Origin of the sequence: Streptomyces sp. NPDC057616 (genome assembly GCF_042800575.1) — a bacterium.
Taxonomy (GTDB): Bacteria; Actinomycetota; Actinomycetes; order Streptomycetales; family Streptomycetaceae; genus Streptomyces.
Window position 1 is genome coordinate 1 of the sequence record NZ_JBHVGU010000058.1, and the last position, 18618, is coordinate 18618.

At 72.6% G+C, this 18618-nt stretch carries 19 protein-coding genes; 7 read left to right on the top strand and 12 right to left on the bottom strand.

Annotation, left to right across the window (positions count from 1 at the left end; translation table 11 throughout):
• Positions 1-323: 323 nt before the first annotated feature.
• Positions 324-557 (bottom strand): hypothetical protein, encoded by a 234-nt coding sequence (locus ACFU97_RS42440; protein ID WP_384267666.1) that lies wholly within the window; start codon positions 555-557, stop codon positions 324-326.
• 88 nt (positions 558-645) lie between these two features.
• On the opposite strand from ACFU97_RS42440, the gene ACFU97_RS42445 reads away from it, so the two are divergent.
• The gene (locus ACFU97_RS42445) at positions 646-1818 is read left to right on the top strand and encodes an MFS transporter (protein ID WP_384267669.1); all 1173 of its coding nucleotides are present in this window, start codon (positions 646-648) and stop codon (positions 1816-1818) included.
• A gap of 30 nt (positions 1819-1848) precedes the next feature.
• On the opposite strand, the gene ACFU97_RS42450 is transcribed toward ACFU97_RS42445, so the two are convergent.
• The 5 genes from ACFU97_RS42450 to ACFU97_RS42470 are packed head-to-tail and all read right to left on the bottom strand — an operon-like array spanning position 1849 to position 7235.
• Positions 1849-3063 carry an MFS transporter gene (locus ACFU97_RS42450; RefSeq protein ID WP_384267671.1) on the bottom strand — a complete coding sequence of 405 codons (1215 nt, stop codon included), beginning with the start codon at positions 3061-3063 and terminating at the stop codon, positions 1849-1851.
• Positions 3048-3593: a GNAT family N-acetyltransferase gene (locus ACFU97_RS42455; protein WP_384267673.1), complete on the bottom strand. Its 546-nt coding sequence runs from the start codon at positions 3591-3593 to the stop codon at positions 3048-3050. The genes ACFU97_RS42450 and ACFU97_RS42455 overlap by 16 nt, the downstream gene beginning before the upstream one ends.
• Positions 3594-3631: 38 nt before the next feature.
• The gene (locus ACFU97_RS42460) at positions 3632-4825 is read right to left on the bottom strand and encodes a type III PLP-dependent enzyme (RefSeq protein WP_384267676.1); all 1194 of its coding nucleotides are present in this window, start codon (positions 4823-4825) and stop codon (positions 3632-3634) included.
• The gene (locus ACFU97_RS42465; RefSeq protein WP_384267679.1) at positions 4822-6207 is read right to left on the bottom strand and encodes a DUF6271 family protein; all 1386 of its coding nucleotides are present in this window, start codon (positions 6205-6207) and stop codon (positions 4822-4824) included. Before ACFU97_RS42465 ends, ACFU97_RS42460 begins: the two co-directional genes overlap by 4 nt.
• A complete protein-coding gene (locus ACFU97_RS42470; RefSeq protein ID WP_384267682.1) occupies positions 6204-7235 on the bottom strand; it encodes a phytanoyl-CoA dioxygenase family protein in 1032 nt (343 codons plus the stop codon). The genes ACFU97_RS42465 and ACFU97_RS42470 overlap by 4 nt, the downstream gene beginning before the upstream one ends.
• Before the next feature lie 275 nt (positions 7236-7510).
• On the opposite strand from ACFU97_RS42470, the gene ACFU97_RS42475 reads away from it, so the two are divergent.
• The 3 genes from ACFU97_RS42475 (at position 7511) to ACFU97_RS42485 (ending at position 11738) form a co-directional block, all read left to right on the top strand.
• Positions 7511-8275 (top strand): GntR family transcriptional regulator, encoded by a 765-nt coding sequence (locus ACFU97_RS42475; RefSeq protein WP_384267685.1) that lies wholly within the window; start codon positions 7511-7513, stop codon positions 8273-8275.
• 386 nt (positions 8276-8661) lie between these two features.
• The gene (locus tag ACFU97_RS42480; protein WP_384267688.1) at positions 8662-10026 is read left to right on the top strand and encodes a helix-turn-helix domain-containing protein; all 1365 of its coding nucleotides are present in this window, start codon (positions 8662-8664) and stop codon (positions 10024-10026) included.
• A 482-nt stretch (positions 10027-10508) separates the two neighbouring features.
• On the top strand, positions 10509-11738 hold the full coding sequence (locus ACFU97_RS42485; RefSeq protein WP_384267691.1) for an Ig-like domain-containing protein: 1230 nt from the start codon (positions 10509-10511) through the stop codon (positions 11736-11738).
• A 46-nt stretch (positions 11739-11784) separates the two neighbouring features.
• Here ACFU97_RS42485 and ACFU97_RS42490 read toward each other — a convergent pair whose 3' ends face one another.
• From ACFU97_RS42490 to ACFU97_RS42500, 3 genes are read right to left on the bottom strand one after another with little or no spacing between them, the layout of a single operon-like run.
• Positions 11785-12066, bottom strand: coding sequence for a DUF6510 family protein (locus ACFU97_RS42490; protein ID WP_384267694.1), 282 nt, complete (start codon positions 12064-12066; stop codon positions 11785-11787).
• A gap of 12 nt (positions 12067-12078) precedes the next feature.
• Positions 12079-12822 (bottom strand): ferredoxin reductase, encoded by a 744-nt coding sequence (locus ACFU97_RS42495; RefSeq protein WP_384267697.1) that lies wholly within the window; start codon positions 12820-12822, stop codon positions 12079-12081.
• Positions 12792-13391, bottom strand: coding sequence for a sulfite oxidase-like oxidoreductase (locus ACFU97_RS42500; RefSeq protein ID WP_384267699.1), 600 nt, complete (start codon positions 13389-13391; stop codon positions 12792-12794). Before ACFU97_RS42500 ends, ACFU97_RS42495 begins: the two co-directional genes overlap by 31 nt.
• A gap of 145 nt (positions 13392-13536) precedes the next feature.
• Here ACFU97_RS42500 and ACFU97_RS42505 point away from each other — a divergent pair, with 145 nt between their 5' ends.
• A complete protein-coding gene (locus ACFU97_RS42505; protein ID WP_384267701.1) occupies positions 13537-14277 on the top strand; it encodes a maleylpyruvate isomerase family mycothiol-dependent enzyme in 741 nt (246 codons plus the stop codon).
• On the opposite strand, the gene ACFU97_RS42510 is transcribed toward ACFU97_RS42505, so the two are convergent.
• Positions 14264-14656: a MarR family winged helix-turn-helix transcriptional regulator gene (locus tag ACFU97_RS42510; protein WP_384267703.1), complete on the bottom strand. Its 393-nt coding sequence runs from the start codon at positions 14654-14656 to the stop codon at positions 14264-14266. The two genes, ACFU97_RS42505 and ACFU97_RS42510, sit on opposite strands and share 14 nt — an antisense overlap.
• An 85-nt stretch (positions 14657-14741) precedes the next feature.
• Between ACFU97_RS42510 and ACFU97_RS42515 the strand changes: the two genes are divergently transcribed.
• Both ACFU97_RS42515 and ACFU97_RS42520 read left to right on the top strand, forming a co-directional pair.
• Positions 14742-16226, top strand: a complete 1485-nt coding sequence (locus ACFU97_RS42515) for an MFS transporter (RefSeq protein WP_384267704.1) — start codon at positions 14742-14744, stop codon at positions 16224-16226.
• Positions 16227-16319: 93 nt separating this feature from the next.
• Complete coding sequence (locus tag ACFU97_RS42520; RefSeq protein ID WP_384267706.1) at positions 16320-16604, top strand: DUF6332 family protein; 285 nt, start codon at positions 16320-16322, stop codon at positions 16602-16604.
• On the opposite strand, the gene ACFU97_RS42525 is transcribed toward ACFU97_RS42520, so the two are convergent.
• Positions 16565-17230, bottom strand: coding sequence for a response regulator (locus ACFU97_RS42525; RefSeq protein WP_384267709.1), 666 nt, complete (start codon positions 17228-17230; stop codon positions 16565-16567). The two genes, ACFU97_RS42520 and ACFU97_RS42525, sit on opposite strands and share 40 nt — an antisense overlap.
• Positions 17227-18462, bottom strand: coding sequence for a sensor histidine kinase (locus tag ACFU97_RS42530; RefSeq protein WP_384267711.1), 1236 nt, complete (start codon positions 18460-18462; stop codon positions 17227-17229). The genes ACFU97_RS42525 and ACFU97_RS42530 overlap by 4 nt, the downstream gene beginning before the upstream one ends.
• Positions 18463-18618: the final 156 nt, after the last annotated feature.

Sequence of the window (18618 nt, forward strand, 5' to 3'; positions counted from 1 at the left end):
AGCTGACCAACCACATGGCCGGCGGCGCCGAACTCGCCGCACTCAAGCACGAGTTGTCCCAGGTCAGCGGCGTCGACGTCGAGGAACTCCCGGAAGGGAAGACCTCACCGCACCCGTCGCGACAAGGGGCGAGGCGGTCTCCTGACCACCGCGTCCGCTCCGGATGCCGACCCCCAGGACCCGTACGAACAGACGGGCGTTCGCTCTCACGGGCCCGGGACCGACGGAGGTCACCGTCACCCCGGACCGCACCGCCCACCCCAGGAACCCAGCTGGTCGGGGCCTGTACGGCGGGACGGGGTGGGGGTGGGCCGGAGCGCCGGTCAGGCGGTGCCGAACGGTTGCGGGCTCTCCGCCGGGAACGCGATGCCGCACTGCCGCCGGATGGCGTCCCGCGCGCGCAACGTGGTGACCGAGTCGTCGAGCGGTCGCAGCGGAGTCTGGAGCCGGCCGGCGGCGATGCACCGGGCCACCTCCGCGGCCTCGAAGTGCAGGGCGCCGTGGCCGGTCCGCTCCTCGGTGTGCCGGAGCTGCCTGCCGTCCCGCAGGGTGGGCACAGGCCCACCCCACAGCCTTGCCCCAGCCCGGCCGGCGACTTAGCCTGCTTTTGTGCCGCCAATAAACAAACCCCGAACGCACAGCGTCGTGCCGGGTCCCCAGCGCACCGACCTCACCCGGCTGCGCGCCGTCATCACGGCCTTCTTCGCCCTCGACGGCTTCATCTTCGCCGGCTGGGTCGTCCGCATTCCCGCCATCAAGCATCAGACCGGCGCCTCCGTCAGCGCCCTCGGACTCGCGCTGCTCGGCGTCTCCGCGGGCGCCGTCCTCACCATGACGATCACCGGCCGCCTCTGCCGCCGCTACGGCAGCCACCAGGTCACCGTCACCTGCGCCGTCCTGCTCTCCCTCAGCGTCGCGCTGCCGCCGCTCACCCACTCCGCCGTCACTCTCGGCGCCGTGCTGCTGGTCTTCGGCAGCGCCTACGGCAGCATCAACGTGGCCTTCAACAGCGCCGCGGTCGACCTGGTCAGAGCGATGCGGCGGCCCATCATGCCCAGCTTCCACGCCGCGTTCAGCCTCGGCGGCATGGCCGGTGCCGGGCTCGGCGGACTGGTCGCCGGGGCGCTGACCCCCACCCAGCACCTGCTCGGCCTGACCGTGATCGGTCTGCTCGTCACCGCCGTGGCCGGTCCGGCGCTGCTGCGCCTCGAGCCCCCGGAGCCGCCCGAGAGCACACCGGGCGCGACCGCCCCGCCCCGCCGTCTCGACACCCGCACCCGGGGACTGGTGGTCACCTTCGGCCTGATCGCCCTGTGCACGGCGTACGGCGAGGGCGCGCTGGCCGACTGGAGCGCGCTCCACCTCGAACAGGACCTCGGCGCCACGGCGGGCGCGGCAGCGGTCGGCTACTCCTGTTTCGCACTGGCCATGACCGTCGGCCGGCTGACCGGCACCCGGCTGCTGGAAGGACTGGGCCGGACCCGCACCATGGCCTTCGGCGGCACCACGGCGTCCGCCGGCATGCTGCTCGGCGCGCTCGCTCCCTCCCTGTGGGCGGCGTTCGTCGGCTTCGTGGTCACGGGGCTCGGGCTGGCCAACCTCTTCCCGGTCGCCGTCGAACGGGCCGGCGCGCTGGCCGGCCCGGACGGAGTGGCGATCGCGTCCACCCTCGGCTACGGCGGCATGCTGCTGGGGCCTCCGGCGATCGGCTTCATGGCCGACTGGTTCTCCCTGCCCGCCGCCCTCACCAGCGTGGCGGTGCTGGCGGCGACGGCGGCAGCGATCGCGGTCCTGACACGCAACGCCTCAGCACGCTGACTCCGTACGGCCGCGGTGCACGGCGTCGTCTCAGACGGCGCCCTGCTCCGCGGCCGACATCACGGGCTCCGGGTCTGCTTTCCACCGTAGCCGCGTGGTGCACAGGGAGACGACGAGCGCCGAGGCCGCGACGACGCCCATGCCCCACGCCAGGCTGCTGACGCTCGCCACGAAGCCGATGAGCGCGGGGCCGGCCAGCAGGCCGGTGGTGCCCATCGAGGCGATCAAGGACAGTGCGTCCGGGCCTTCGGCGGCCGCGGCGACGTAGAGGCAGGGGGCCACGGCCGAGACGCCGAGGCCCACGCACGCGAAACCGACGAGCGCGGGCACCACGCCTCCGGCGAGCAGTGCGAGGGCCAGTCCGGTGCCCGCGACCGCGCTGCCGATCCGGACGACGCGGGCGTCGCCCCACCGGCTGCGCCAGCTGTCGCCGATCAGGCGTGCGACGACCATCGTGCCGGAGATGACGGCGATGCCCAGCGGTGCGACCTGGGACGACGCGTCGGCGACATCCTTGAGGTAGAGCGCCGACCAGTCGTTCATGGAACCTTCGACCACCTCGGCGAACGCCATGGCGACGCCGAGCCAGAGCATGACGGCCGACGGCATGGCCAGTCTGCGCCGCTTCTTCGCGCCCTTCTGCCCGGCGCCCTGCTCCACGGGCTGCACGTCCTTCGGTTCGTCGGGCAGCAGCCGGGTCCGCGCACCGACGAGGAGCAGCAGGAGGACGACCGACGCGGTGGCGAAGTGCGGTGCGAGGCCCGAGGTCAGAGCGGTCATGCCGGACGACACGAGCGCGGCGAGGAACGCGCCGCCGCTGAAGGTGGCGTGCAGCTGGGTCATGGCGGTCCGGCCGTGGGCCTTCTCGAGGGCGGCGCCCTGCGCGTTCATGGCCACGTTCAGGCAGCCGACCGCCACGCCGTCGGCGCAGAGGATCAGCAGCGCCACCGGGTAGTCGGGGGCGACGGACAGTGCGAGGAGGAGCGCGATCAGGCAGAGCCCGGAGACGAGGGCGAGGCGGCGCGCGCCCAGGCGTCTCATGAGGTACGCGACCAGGGGGAAGGAGGCGGCCGCTCCGGCCCCCGTGACCATGAGCAGCAGGCCCACCTCGCCCGCGTTCAGGTCGAGTCGGGACTTGAGGGCGGGTATCCGGGAGGCCCAGGAGGCGTACTGGAACCCGAGAAAGCAGAACAGCGCCGCGATCGCCAGTTGCGTGCGTCGGAACTCGTCTAGGACACGGGACATGGGAACCGGGCCACCTCCTTCGAAGCGCTTGTGCCGCCGCCGGGCAGCGTGAGGGACATGTAGACGGCGTCCTCGCCGTAGCTCTGCGGGAGGCGGATCTCCGGGTGGGCCCGGTAGCCGCGGGCCGCCCAGAAGGGTGCCATTCCGCCGACGGCTATCAGGGAGACGTGGTCGTACGCCGGGTTCGCGGCGTCCGTCAGCCGGGTCAGCAGCCTGTCGCTCCAGCCCCTGCCGCGCTGGTCCTCGGCGACGACCATGTCGTGCAGATGGAGGTTCCGGGCCCGGTGCACGGGCTCGTCCGTCTGGGCCAGGTCCGGGTACAGGAACCTCGGGTAGGGCAGGGCGAGGAGATAGCCCGCGATGCGCCCGTCGAGGTCCAGCACGAAGCAGGTACCGGGCGAGGCACGGCCCTTGGACTCCAGCGCCGCCTGCCCTTCGGACAGCCCGCAGGTCGCGTAGGCGTCGGCCTCCAGAGCGGCCAGCTGCGGCCAGTCGCCCTCGCGGACCGGCCGTACGCGGCTGTCACTCACGCCATGAACTCGCCTGTCGCGGGCCGCGGTTGGTGCCGTCACGCCGCCGCCTCCCTACGGCCGCTGCCGTCAAGCGCGGTGGTGTGCGGCAGCGGTCCGAAGCCGTTGAAGCCCTGGGTCATGTAGCTGGTGGCGTAGGCGCCCGCGGACAAAATCCAGACCGGGTCGCCCGAGGCCAGTGCCCTGGGCACCAGGCGGTGCGCCGCCGCGTAGGCGTCGTCGCTGTCGCAGGTCGGGCCCGCGACGACGGCGGCCACGTACTCGCCCTCGGAGTGGCCGGGAAAGACGAGCCGGTGGCAGAGCTCGTCCATCTCGTAGAGGCCGTTGAACTTGCCGCAGCTCAGATACAGCCAGTGCACGCGCTCGCCGTCGGGCTGGCGCCGCTCGGTCAGCCGGTAGACGTGCGCCCGGATGGCGCCGTGGTCGGCCACCAGGTGGCGGCCCGGCTCCATGACGACGTCCAGGGGCGCGGAGTTGAGGTCCCGCAGGTGCTCCATGCCCTCGCGCAGGACGGCGAACATCTTGTCCAGCGGCGGTTCGAGCCGTCTGCCGTGCCGGTCGAGGTAGCCGAGTGCCGGCAGGCCGCCGCCCAGGTTCACGTGGTCGAGGACGATCCCCCGCTCACGCAGGGCGACCATCGTGTCGGCCAGCAGGTCGACCGCCTGCCGCCAGGCCTCGTACGTCATCTGCTGCGAGCCGACGTGCACGGACAGGCCCGCCGGGGTCAGGCCGGCTGCCCGGGCCGCGGTCAGCACGCGGACGGCGTCGTCCTGCGAGCAGCCGAACTTCCGGCTCAGACCCCACAACGCGCCGTCCCCGCTGGTGGCGAGGCGGCAGTAGACGCGGGCGCCGGGTGCGTGCGCGGCGATGGCCGCCACGTCCTGGACGCTGTCCGTGGCGAAGGTCCGCACACCGAGCCGGTGGGCCTCGGCGATGCTCGCGTCGGACTTCACGGTGTTGCCGTAGTGGATGCGCTCCGCGGGCACGCCCAGCCGCAGTGCCTGGGCGATCTCGGCGGGGCTGGCCGCGTCGAAGCCGGCGCCCCGGTCCGCGAGGCGGCCGAGCACCTCGTCGACCGGGCACGCCTTCATCGCGAACCGGACGTCGACGCCCGGCAGTTCACGCAGCAGGTCGTCGTACTGGCCCGCGATTCCGGCCAGGTCGAAGACGACACTGTCCGCGGACGCGGCGGCCAGGGCGGAGGCCAGCCGTGTGTCCAGGTCCGTGCTCACCCTTCCGCGCTCCCGAGACCGTCCGCGCTCCCGAGACCGTCAGCACTCCCGAGAGCGTCCGCACTCCCGAGGCCGGTCTCTCGTACGGCGGCCACCAGTGCGGGCCAGCCGTCGATCAGCAGGGCGAAGTCCTGGGCGTCCTGCCGGGCCTCGTCGAGCAGTTGCCCGCGGCGCGCGTCCATCAGGTCGGCGAACTCCGTGTACCGGCCGCCGAGTTTGCGATAGGCGGTGCTGACACGGTCCAGCCGCCAGATGTTCTCGCCCGTGTCGAGGTCCGCGCTCTCGCGCAGCAGCCCGGAGATGACGTCGCCGCGGACGTGCTCGCGCTCGTCCAGCAGGGCCGGCCCGGCCGAACCCATCCTGTCGTAGACGAAGTTGAAGTAGAGCATCGACAGGAGGAACTTCACGAACCGCATCTGGTACGCCCGGAACCCGGCGTCGGTGCGCCGGAAGGGGGTGTAGAAGTTCTCGATGTTGCGGTTGTGGAGCACGCCGGGCAGGGCGGCGTCGTGGACGAGGTGGATGAGGAAGTAGTCGCTGCCGATGGTGTCGGTCGCCGGAGGCAGCGGGACCCGCTCGTACACCTCGTGGTGGAAGCCGATGTTGCTCATGTCGACCCGCATGGGGTCGACCAGGGTCAGCGTCGAGTGGTCGCCGGTGAAGGGCGTCGTGCCGGCGCCCTTGAAGGAGTCGTCGACGAGCTGCCGCTTGCGCTCCTCCGGCCAGTCCATGGGTCCCCACAGGCTGACGACGTCGTGGTAGACGCCCGCGTCGAGCCGCTCGATCTCGGCGATGTCCACGGAGGGTTCGCCGATGAAGGAGGAGCCGACCATGGACACCGGGCGGTGGGCGTGTGCCGCGGCGAGGACGGTCTCGGTCACGGCGGCGGACGCCTCGGCGGCGGACCGGCCCAGCGAGGCGAGCTCGTGGTGGATCGGGAAGACCCGTTCGCCGTCGTGGACCTGGTAGGTGCAGTCCGAGTCCCGGCGGTGGACGGACCGGCAGCCGAGCGCGCTCGCGATCAGGAAGGCGCGGTTGGTGCAGGCCCCGTAGGAGAGGTCGCCCGGCAGCATGAGGTCGAGCATCCGCTCCGGCGCCGCGAGTCCGGACCGCTCGATCGCCCGGCGCAGGAAGACGCGCTGGCCCGCCTCGTCGAAATGATGGACCGTCACCTTGGGAGTGATGGGCAACTCCGCCACGACGCGGGCGTGTTCGGCCCGGGTCGTGGCGTCGCAGGAGTCGAGGATCAGCAGATGGACCTCGACGGCGAAGGTGCGGGCCGCATAGGCCGCCTCCTCGGCGATCTCGCTGAGGGCGGCGGAGCAGGCCCGGTTGGTGGGCAGGGCCAGGCAGATCCGGTCGGTGGTGCTGGCTCGGTTCACGTGGCGCTCTCTTGTCCGCCCCAGGGCGTGAGCCCCAGAAGCCTCTCGCCGAGGTCGTTGAGCGTGGCGGCGCCGTAGCGAAGAGCCTCGGGCCGGTCGGAGTCGCCGAGCAGCGTCGCGTTCCAGTCCGGGGTGGCGAGCGTGCGCCACGACTCGACGCGGGAGTCGCGCAGTTCGTCGTGCTCCTCGATCGCCGGCATCATCGACAGGTACTGCACTGCGCGCACACCGTGGTCGGAGACGTTCGGCGCGACGCCGTGGGCCAGCAGGCCGTTGAAGATGAGCAGGTCGCCGGCCTGGAGGTCGGTCCGTACGACCGGGAACTCCGCGCGGTCGACCGCGGGCCGGATGGGGTCGCGGCCGGCCGGCTGCGCGATCCGCCACTCCTCGAACTGCCGGAAGAGTTCCGGCGCGCACTGGAACCCGCCGAGCTCCGGCTGGGTGTCGTTGAGGGCCAGGATGCCCTGCACCCGCTGCGGCAGCACGCCCAGCGTGGTGTCGACGTCCCAGTGCAGCTCGATGTCGAAGCCCTCGTCGGTCGGCGCGATGAGGGAACGCGAACGGCTGCCCCGGTTGGGCGGGTTGAGGTTCAGCCGGTCGAGCGTGACCCACAGCTCGTCGCAGTCCCACACGTCGGCGAAGGCGTCGTAGACCCGCTGCGTCTGCCGGTTGTCCCAGAGGAGCTGATGGTGGTACGCCTCGACGAAGCCGTAGACGTGCAGGTCGCGGTCGAGGTCGGAGCGGAACTCGCGCTCCTGGTACCAGGTTTCGGGCCGGTCGGGGTCGAGTCCCTGGAACTCCCAGGCGAACTCGTACAGGCTCTTCGCCGCGCCCGGTGAGACGGCGTTTCTCACCACGACGTAGCCGTACGTCTTCCAGAAGGCGAAGTCCTGCTCCGACAGCACCCGGAGCGGTCGGGACTTCTCGATGTCTCGCAGTTGCGTCTGCGCGAGGTAGGTCTCGCCGTCGGCACTGAAGTACGGGCGCTCGGTCGGTGCCCGGTACAGATAGCGGGGAGGGGTCGGCATGCGTCACTCCAAGGCTCGAGTGGCCGAGTGGAACCCCAGGTCGCTCTTGGTCGAACTGAGGTTCACCCAAACTGGACTGGACCAATTCGCGATGTCAACGGGAACCAGCTGAAGTTGCCGCCAACTGCCTGTCAGTTGCCGGTCGTTGAGCAGGCAACGAGAGTGTCGGCACGCCACCCCGGCGCGCCGCTTCCACAGGCCGCTTCGAATGGTGTAGACCTGTACGGTGATTGGCCTAGACTTTTAAAAGCGTCAGGCGGCCCGGAAGGCAGGTCATGACCACCGACGTCAGCAGCGCCCCGTACGGCACCCGGTTTCCCGGCGGCCTCGCACGCGTGCCGAAGTACTACCGCGTCAAGCAGCAGGTCCTCGACATCGCCCAGGCACTGAAGCCCGGATCCCGCATGCCCGCCGAGCGGCTGCTCGCAGTGCGGCTCGACACCTCGCGCACCACCGTCCGGCAGGCCCTGCAGGAGCTCGTGGGGGAAGGCCGGCTGGACCGGATCCAGGGAAAGGGCACGTTCATTGCTCCCCCGAAGCTCTTCCGCACGCTCCAACTCACCTCGCACACCGAGGACATGCAGGCCCAGGGCCTCGAACCGGCCTCGCGCGTCCTGGACATCGACCACATCGAGGCGGACGGGAGGCTGTCGCGTCTGCTCGACATCGATGTCGGAGAGAGCGTGCTGCGCATCGAGCGGCTGCGGCTGGCCAGCGGCGAGCCCATGGCCATCGAGACGACGCACCTGTCCGCGCTCCGCTTTCCCGGACTGCGCGAGTCGCTGACCCGGCACAGATCCCTGTACTCGGTGCTCGCCGAGGTGTACGGCGTGCACCTCGCGGAGGCCGAGGAGGGCATCGAGACGTCGCTCGCGACCCCGTACCAGGCCGCGCTGCTCGCGACGGAGGTGGGCGTCCCGGTGATGCTGCTCTCCCGCCACTCGCTCGACGCGGAGGGCAGACCGGTGGAGTGGGTCCGCTCCGTGTACCGGGGCTCCCGCTACAAGTTCGTGGTGACCCTGATGCCCACGGCGGACTGAACTCCGCTGCCGATCACGACCGTTCCTCACTCGCGCTCCCCCACGTTCACGGCGGCCGCCGTCCTCGCGGCCGGACGATCGCGCGACCGAACCGCGGACACGGCCCGCCCGTGCCGCGGTCCGGGGCCGGCGACGTGAGCCCTCCCCCCAGGCTCGCCGGACACCCCTTCCTCACCCTCCTCCCGATGACCGCCGCGCTCTCAAAGGCCCGGCCTCGCCCCGTCGACCCTGGGAAAAGCCGTGACACAACAGGGTGTTCCCGCACGCCGCACGCACGCCGACCGAACAGCGGACCTGACTGCCGTCAGGACGGCCGGCCGAACAGCCGACAGCGCAGCAGACCGGACACCGGCCGCCGGTCCGGAGACAGAGACAGGCCGCCGCCCGTGACCGATACGACGACAGGGTCGGCGACTCTCGCGGACGTCCTCACCACCGCACGCGAGGCGGCCTGCCTCACCCAGGAGGACCTCGCGGAGCGGTCCGGCGTCAGTGTGCGGGCCATCCGCAACCTGGAGACTGGCCACACCTCCCGCCCCCGCAAGCAGTCGCTGGTCCTGATCGCCAAGGCGCTCGGCCTGCCGCCCGGCGAGGTCGGCCGGCTGATGCGCCGCCCGCACACCGCCGGCCACCCCGAACCGCCCGGCCCCGTGCCCGCGGAACTCCCGGCGGCCCCCCGCCACCGCCTCGCCGGACGGGCGCCGCAGGTCGACGCGCTGCGGGCGCACCTGTCGGCGACGGAGCCGCACGACCTCGGACGCCCCGCGGTCGTCGTCGGACCACCCGGCGCGGGTAAGACCTCCGTGGTCCTCGAGGCGGCCCACGCCGTACGCGACCGGTTCCCGGACGGGCAGGTCTACGTCGACCTCCATCCGGACGCCTCCGCCGCGCCGTTGACGTCCGACGAACTCGTGCGCCGCGTGCTGCGATCCCTGGGCGCCGCGCCTGTCGCGGACCATCCGGAGGAGGCGGGCGCGCAGTTGCGGGACGCGCTGAGCAGGCGGCGCGTCCTCGTGGTCCTCGACAACGCCGACAGCGAGGGACAGGTCAGGCCGCTGCTGGTGGACGGCGCCCGGAGCGCCGTGCTGGTGGCCGCGCGCCGCGAACTGCCGGCGCTCACCGGGCAGTTACGCCTGCGGATCGACGCCCTCAGCGAGTGGGACGCCTTCCAGGTGCTGGAGGATCTGCTGGGCGCCGGCCGCACCCGTGCGGAACGGGCGTCCGCGCTGAGCGTGGTGCGCTCCTGCGCGCGGCTCCCACTCGCCCTCCACATCGCCGGCCTCTGGCTCTCGGCGCGGCCGCACCGCTCCGTGCGCGATCTCGCCGACCGGCTGGAGCACGAGCAGGACCGGCTCCGGTTCCTGCACATCGGGGACCTGTCGCTGCAGGCCAGCGTGGCGGCCTGCTTCGGCGTGCTGCCGGCTCCGGTGCGGGCGGCGTTGCAGCGCCTCAGGACGGTGCGCGGGGCGTTCGGCGTCGACGACATGGTGGCCCGTGTGACGCCGTCGCGCGGAACGGCCGCGGATCTCCTCGACGAACTCCTGGACCGCCAGATGATCCGCCTCGACGAGGCCGCCGGCCCCGGCCAGGCCCGCTACCGCGTCCACGAGGCGGTGCGTCAGTACGTGGCGTACTGCCCGACGGGCGCCTGCCGCCCCCGCACCCCACCGGGCCAGATCTGGCTCCCCCGCCAGACAACCGGCCCCCGCACGGTTGGCGGCGCCCGCGTCCAGCGACGGGGGCTGGGCTGACGGGGCGGGGTGAGGAGGGAGCGACGGGCCGGCAGGCACGGCGGGCACGCGGGGTGCGGCAGGCGTGGCAGCCGCGGGATGCGGCCTGCGCGGCACGCACGGCAAGGCACGCCGGATCGGTGGGCACGCCGGGGTACGGCAGGCACGGCTCAAAGGGCATGGCGGGGACCAGGCGAGCACGGCTGACGCGGCAGGCACGCCGGGAGGACGGCACGCACGGCACGGCGGGCTCACGAACAGGGCACGGAACCGCAGGCACCGCAGGGCCACGCGGCAGGCGTAAGGCCCCGCAACGGCCCAGGTCCCGCCGACCATATGCCGTAACTCGTTGGGCCGGTCGGCCGTATGCGGATGTCGCGCCTGCGAAGGACGGCATCGGTGCGGGGTGAGTATGCCGCGTGCGGAAGTCCGCCGGGCACCTCACCTGCCCGGCGGGCGGCCGCCGCCTCGAAGCAGCTCCGACCTTGGAAAGGGAGGATCGCATGCCACAACGACACACAGCACGGCCGGGCCGACGCAGCGCGCGGCCGCTCGTGCTCGCGTCGGCGGCGGCCGTCCTTCTCGTCGCCTGCAGCGGCGGCGGCACGGCGGACGGCGCCCCGCGCGGCGGTGCGGGCGACGACGGCGACAAGGGCGTCCCGGCCGTCCTGGTGGTGCACCCCGGGCCCGGAGCCGCGAAGGTGCCGGTCGGGCAGAAGGTGACGGTGCGCGTCCGGCGCGGTTCCCTGACCTCGGTAGAGGTCTCCTCCCCCGGTCCGGGCAGGCTCACCGGCACCTGGTCCCGGGACCGGACGGCGTGGACCTCGGCCACGCCGCTCGCGCCGGGCGCCACCTACACGGTGAAGGCGAGCGGCAGGGCGTCCGGCGGGTCCGCCCTCGGCAGGACCGTTTCCTTCACCACCGAGGCACCCGAGAACACCTTCGTGGGCGAGTACTTCCCCGACAAGGGCGCGACGGTCGGCGTGGCGATGCCGGTCTCGATCACCTTCGACAAGCCGATCCGGGACAGGGCGGCGGTGGAACGCAAGCTCACCGTCACCGCCTCCCCCGCGGTCGAGGGCGCCTGGAACTGGCTCAAGGACCGCGACGGCAGGGACCGGGTCGACTACCGGCCCGAGAAGTACTGGCTGCCGGGTACCCGCGTCACCCTGCGCATGGACCTCGCCGGTGTGAACGCGGGCGGCGGCCTCTACGGCACCCAGCAGCGCGTCGTCCGCTTCCGCATCGGGGACGCCGTCACCAGCACGATGGACGCCGCCGGCAAGACGATGACGGTGGCGCGCAACGGCAGGACGCTGCGCATTCTGAAGGTCTCCGGCGGCAAGAAGGGCTACGAGACCTGGAACGGCACCATGGTCGTGCTGAGCAAGGTGCCGACCATCCGCATGAACTCCTCGAGCGTGCGCATCTTCGGCCCCGAGGCCTACGACCTCGGCAGTGTCCGGTGGGACGTCCAGCTCACCCCGTCCGGCACCTATGTGCACTCGGCGCCGTGGAACGAGGGCAAGTTCGGCCTGGTCAACGGCAGTCACGGCTGCATCGGCATGAGTACGGACGACGCCAGGTGGTTCTACGAGCAGGTGGGCACCGGCGACCCGGTCACGGTCGTGCACTCCGTCGACACGGTGGCGGTCAACAACGGCTACGGCGACTGGAACGTCGACTGGGCGACCTGGAAGCGGGGCAGCGCCCTCGGCGACCGCGCCGGATGAACGCCGGCGGCGGGCCCGCGTCGGGCCCGTCACAAGCCGCGGTGCGTCAGGCCGTACGGAAGCGGAACGCGCCCGTGCTGCCGCCCATGCTGAGCCAGACGTACTCGCCCTCCCTGACCAGCCGCAGGGCGATGTGGGAGCAGCCTGGGCAGCGGGCGGTCAGGCCCGGCTCGGGTCCGTAGACGTGCAGCTGGGCGAGGGTCCCGGTGCGCGCGCACTCGGGGCAGCGCCACCAGGCGGTGGTCGCCTCCACGGAGAGGATCTCCGAGAGCGGGCCGGCGAGGGCGTTGCCGTCGAGGTGGGCGATGCCGGCGAGGTCGTCTGCCATCAGGGCCTCCGGTCAGCCGAAGCGTTCGGTGCGGATGGTCGCGGGGTCGCGCCCCAGGTCGACCAGCAGGTCGGCGGCCGTCTCCACGAAGGCGGTGGGGCCGCAGACGTAGACGGGGCTGGCCGGCTCCAGGCGGGCCGCCGGTTTCTCCAGGTCGGCCCGGGTGAGCCGGCCGGGCGCGCGGTCGGCGCCGGACGGGGCGCGGCGCGTGTGCAGGAGGCGTACGTCGAGGTACGGGTCGTGGGCGTCGAGCTCGTTGCGGTACCAGACGTCCTCGGGCGTGCGGACGGAGTACAGCAGCTGGAAGGCGGCGATCGAACCCGCCGCGCGATGGGCGCGGATCATGGCGGCCAGCGGGACGACTCCCGAGCCGCCCGCGACGAGCAGCACCGGCCCGGTCTGCTCCGGCCGCCACACGAACCAGTTGCCGAGCGGCCCGCGCATCTCCACCTCGGCGCCCACCGGCAGGTCGTCGGCCAGGTACGGCGAGACCTCGCCGCCGGCCACGGTCTGCACGCCGAGCTCGATCCGCTCGCCGTAGGCGGGCGCGGCCACCGAGTAGCTGCGTACGGCCTGGTAGCCGTCGTCGGCCGTCAGCCGTACGTCGACGTGCTGGCCGGGCAGGTGGCCGGGCCAGCCGGGCACGGTGAAGGTCAGGGAGCGGGCGGTGGCGGTCTGCGGGTGGCGCTCGTCGAGGCGGGCGCGGTGCCAGGCGACGGGCACGGTCAGTCCCCCCAGTTGCGCTGCTCGCGCCATGGATCGCCGTAGTTGTGGTAGCCGACGGACTCCCAGAAGCCCGGCTCGTCCTCGTCGCCGAGCCGTAGCCCACGCACCCACTTCGCCGACTTCCACAGGTACAGGTGCGGGACGAGCAGGCGGGCCGGTCCGCCGTGTTCGGGCGAGAGCGGGTAGCCGTCGTAGGTGTGCGCGATCCAGGCCTTGCCGTCGAGGAGGTCCTCGAGCGGGAGGTTGGTGGTGTAGCCGCCGTAGCTGTGGGCGACGACGAAGTCGGCCGCCGTCTCGACGTCCTCGAAGAAGGCGTCGAGCGGGACGCCGCGCCAGGGGGTGTCGAACTTGGACCAGCGGGTGACGCAGTGGATGTCCGTGGTCGTGTCCTGCTGCGGCAGGGCCATCATCTCCGCCCAGGTCCAGCTGTGCGTGGCCCCGGTCTCGGTGGTGATCGTGAAGGTCCAGTCGTCGGTGTCCACGCGCGGTGTCGGCCCGGCGGACAGCACCGGGAACTGCTCGGTGGGGTACTGGCCGGGCGGCAGCCGGTCCGCCAGTGTGCGGGTACGGCCGCGGAAGCCTGGTGAGAAGGAGCTCATGACGTCATCGGTCTCCTGGGCTCGGAGGGCGTGACCGCCTGATGCACCCCATCATGGGCCGCTCTGGGCGCGCCCGCATGCCGTTCGCGTGGCACGGCTCCCGTGTTCCTGTTCCGGAGCGGGCCCGGTCCGGCAGACTCGCCCCATGGAGACTGCCGAGTTCGTGGAGACCCTGGACCGCGAGGGCCGGCTGCTGGCCGCGGCCGCCGAGGCGGCGGGGACCGACGCCAAGGTCCCGACCTGCCCCGAGTGGCAGGTGCGCGACCTGCTGCGGCACACCGGGATGGTGCACCGCTGGGCGGCCGCCTTCGTGGCCGAGGGGCACACCGCCTACCACCCCGACGGCGGGCTGCCGGACCTGGACGGCGCGGAGCTGCTGGCCTGGTTCCGGGAGGGGCACCGCCGTCTCGTCGCCACGCTCGCCGGCGCCTCGCCCGACGTCGAGTGCTGGCACTTCCTGCCCGCGCCCTCGCCGCTGGACTTCTGGGCACGGCGGCAGGCGCACGAGACCACGGTGCACCGGGTCGACGCGGAATCGGCGCGGGGCGGGGTCCGGTCGGACGTCCCCTCCGGCTTCGCGGCGGACGGCATCGACGAGCTGCTGCGCGGGTTCCACGCCCGCAGCAGGAGCAAGGTCCGCAGCGAGGAGCCCCGGACGCTGCGGGTGCGGGCGACGGACGCCGGCGACGCGGTGTGGACCGTACGGCTGTCCCAGGAGCCGCCCGCGGCGGCGCGGGACGCGGCAGGTGACGCGGACTGCGAAGTGGCCGGGCCCGCACAGGAGTTGTACCTGGCGCTGTGGAACCGGCAGCCGTTCCCTCAGGTGACCGGGGACGCGGCGGTCGCCGCCCTGTGGCGGGAGAAGTCCGCCGTCACGTGGAACTGAGGCCGCCCGCCAGCATCCGGGTCAGCACCGCACGCTGCACCGGCAGCACCTCGCCGTGCAGCGTGCGCCCCTTCCTCGTCAGGGCCACGCGGACGCCGCGCCGGTCCTCGGGACACATGGTGCGCTCGACGAGCCCGTCCTTCTCCAGCCGGGCGATCAGCCGCGACAGGGCGCTCTGGCTCAGATGGACGCGCTCGGAGATCTCCTGCACGCGGTAGGCGCAGGACTCGCCGGACAGGACGTCCAGCACCTCGAAGTCGCTTCCGCACAGGCCGTGTTGATGCAGTTCCCGGTCCAGTTCGCACTGGGTGCGCGCGTGCACCGCCAGGATGTCCCGCCACTGGTCCACGAGTGCCTGCTCGGCCTTCTCTGCCGCCATGAACGCACCGTAGCAGACAGGCGAAATTATTGCATCAGAATTAAATGCGCTTGCATTCGATGCATGCGCATGTAGTCTCTTCGGCATGACCTCTCCGCTCACCACCTCCTCGGCCCCGCCCTCGGCGGTCCGCTGGACCCCGCGCCTGTGGGGCACCCTGCTGGTGCTCTGCGCCGCGATGTTCCTGGACGCGCTCGACGTCTCGATGGTCGGCGTCGCCCTGCCGTCCATCGGCTCGGACCTCCACCTGTCGACCTCGTCGCTGCAATGGATCGTCAGCGGCTACATCCTGGGCTACGGCGGCCTGTTGCTCCTCGGCGGGCGCACGGCGGACCTGCTCGGCAGGCGCCAGGTCTTCCTGATCGCGCTGGGCGTGTTCGCGCTCGCCTCGCTGCTCGGCGGCCTCGTCGACTCGGGCCCGCTGCTGATCGCCAGCCGCTTCATCAAGGGTCTGAGCGCCGCGTTCACCGCGCCCGCGGGCCTGTCCATCATCACCACGACCTTCGCCGAGGGCCCGCTGCGCAACCGCGCCCTGTCGATCTACACCACCTGCGCGGCCACCGGCTTCTCGATGGGCCTGGTCCTGTCCGGCCTGCTCACCGAGGCCAGCTGGCGCCTGACCATGCTGCTGCCCGCGCCCATCGCGCTGATCGCCCTGGTGGCGGGCCTGAAGCTGCTGCCGCGCAGCGAGCGCGAGAAGGACCACAACGGCTACGACGTCCCCGGCGCCGTCCTCGGCACCGCGTCGATGCTGCTGCTCGTCTTCACCGTCGTGCAGGCCCCGCAGGCCGGCTGGGCCTCGGCCCGCACCCTGCTGTCCTTCCTGGCCGTCGCCGCGCTGCTGACCGTGTTCGTCCTGGTCGAGCGCCGCTCGCCCGGACCGCTGATCCGGCTCGGCGTGCTGCGCTCCGGCAACCAGATCCGCGCGCAGCTGGGCGCGCTCGCCTTCTTCGGGTCGTACGTCGGCTTCCAGTTCCTGACCACGCTCTACATGCAGTCCCTGCTGGGCTGGTCGGCGCTGCACACGGCGCTCGCCTTCCTGCCGGCCGGCGCGCTGGTGGCGGTGTCCTCGACCAAGGTCGGCTCGATCGTCGACCGGTTCGGCACGCAGCGGCTGATCGCGACGGGCTTCGCGCTCATGGTCGTGGGATACGCGCTGTTCCTGCGCGTGAACCTCGACCCGGTCTACGCCGCCGTCATCCTGCCGTCGATGCTGTTGATCGGCGCGGCCTGCGCCCTGGTCTTCCCCTCGCTCAACATCCAGGCCACCAACGGCGTCGAGGACCACGAGCAGGGCATGGTCTCCGGTCTGCTCAACACCTCCGTGCAGGTGGGCGGCGCGATCTTCCTGGCCGTCGTGACGGCGGTGGTGACCGCGAACTCCCCCGAGCACGCGACGGCGCAGGCGGTGCTGGACAGCTACCGCCCGGGCCTGATCGTGGTCACGGGGGTCGCCCTCGCCGGCCTGCTGATCACGCTCACCGGCCTGCGGACCCGGCGTGCGCAGCAGTCGGTCGTGGTCGCCCGGTCCACCTCCCTGGAGGCGGAGCGCGTGACGGTGCGCGACTGAGGGGACGCCTCCCGACGATGCGCCCGGCGCGGCCTGTTGCCCCGCCGGGCGCATCGCTGTGAGATGACCGTAGGGCGGCGAATGGGGGAAGTCATGGCCGACACCGGGGGACGTCCCGACAAGGCGGAGCGGGACGCGCTGACGGTCGAGGTGGGATACGCCCTGTGCAGCGCCGCGTTCGCGGCCCTGGTTCTCTACGGGGCGATCGTCGGCCCGGCCCTCCTCTTCGAACTGCCGCGTCTCGTCGAGCAGTTGCTGGGGCACGCGGGACTGGTTCTCGCACCGCTGCTCTTCGTGGTCCGGGTCGCGAGCGTGCTGGTGCGTTTCCGGCGGACCGGTCAGCCCAACCAGCCGGGGCGGACCAGACCCGACTCGTAGGCGAGGACCACCAGTTGGGCCCTGTCCCGGGCGCCCAGCTTGACCATCGTGCGGCTGACATGGGTCTTCGCGGTGAGGGGGCTGACGACCAGCCGCCGTGCGATCTCCTCGTTGGACAGGCCGATGCCGACCAGCGCCATCACCTCCCGCTCCCGCTCGGTGAGTTCACCCAGGGCGCCGGCGGCCGCGGGCTCCTTGGAACGGGCCGCGAACTCGGCGATCAGACGGCGGGTCACCCCCGGCGAGAGCAGCGCGTCGCCCTCCACCACCGCCCTGACCGCGTGCAGGAGTTCCTCCGGCTCGGTGTCCTTGACCAGGAAGCCGGAGGCGCCGGAGCGGATCGCCTCGAAGACGTACTCGTCGAGCTCGAAGGTGGTCAGCATGACCACCTTCACGCTGTGCAGCTCCTCCTCGCCGGTGATCCTGCGGGTCGCCGCCAGCCCGTCCAGGGCCGGCATGCGGATGTCCATCAGGACGACGTCCGGGCGCAGTTCGCGCACCTTGCGCACCGCCTCCTCGCCGTCGGAGGCCTCGCCGGCCACCTCGATGTCCGGCTGCGCGTCGAGCAGCGCACGGAAGCCGGCCCGCACCAGTGACTGGTCGTCGGCGAGCAGTACGCGGATCACCGGTCGTCCTCCTTGGCCTTCACGTTCAACGGCAGTACGGCGAGCACCCGGAAACCGCCGTCCGCGCGCGGGCCCGCCTCGATCGTGCCACCCAGCGCGGCGGCCCGCTCCCGCATTCCGGCCAGACCGTTGCCGCTGCCGCCCGCGTCGGCACCGGTCGCGGGCCCGTCGTCGTCGACGCGCAGCCGGAGCGTCCGCTCGTCGTGCGCAAGGCACACGCGCGCCTGACGCGAGCCGGAGTGGCGTACGACGTTGGTCAGCGCCTCCTGGACGATGCGGAACGCGGCGAGGTCGGTGCCGGGCGCGAGCCGGGGCGCCTCCCCCTCGACCTCCACCGTCAGGCCGGCGCTCGCGGCCTGCTCCACCAGCTCGGGCAGCCGGTCGAGGCCGGGCGCGGGGGCGCGCGGGGCGTCTCCGGGGGTGCGGAGGGTGTCGAGGACCTGGCGGACCTCACCGAGCGCCTCCTTGCTGGCGGCCTTGATGGTGGTGAGCGCGGTGCGCGCCTGCTCGGGGTCGGAGTCGAGCAGGGCGAGGCCCACGCCCGCCTGCACGTTGATCACCGAGATGCTGTGCGCGAGGACGTCGTGCAGCTCGCGGGCGATCCGCAGGCGTTCCTCGTCGGCCCGCCGCCGGGCCGCCTGCGCCCGCTCGGCCCGTTCCCTGCTCCACTGCTCGCGCCGGACGCGGGTCAGTTCGGCCAGCGCGACGATCGCCACCACCCAGGCGGCGATGACGAGTTCCTGTCCCCAGGAGGGCGCCCTGTCGCCGGAGGGCGGCAGCCAGCGGTACAGCCAGTGGGCCACCAGCATGTGCCCGGCCCACAGCATGGCGACGGCGCCCCAGGCGGCCCGGCGGTGCCCCGTGACCACGGCGCTGAAGCAGGCCACCGCGACCGTGAGGAAGACCGGCCCGTACGGATACCCGGCGCCGAGGTAGACCGTCGCGGCCGCCGCGGTGCCGAACACGACGAGCACCGGGTACCGCTGCCGCCACAGCAGCAGGCCCGAGCCCACCACCAGCAGCACGCGGGCGAAGGTGTCCAGCGCGGCCCGCTCGCCCGCCTGCTGGTGCGCGGCCCAGTGCGAGCCGACGAGCACGAAGACCGTGAGCAGCACGGTGGAGCGCCACGGCCACCGGGGCGCCCGCTCCTCGTCGCCCCAGCGGTGCATCCACGGCGGCCCGTACCGCCACCACCGGGGCGGCCCGCCCCCGCGCACAACCTGCTCGTCCATGACCGCCACGCTAGACGCCGACGGCCCGGCGGGGCGTCCGCCGGGCGTGGCGATCAGCCGTACTCCCCGGGAAGTACGACTCCCGCCGGGACGGTCATCCGCACAAGGCCGCCGACCCGGCCGGGTCCTACGCCGCCCGGCCCGGACTACGTCAGC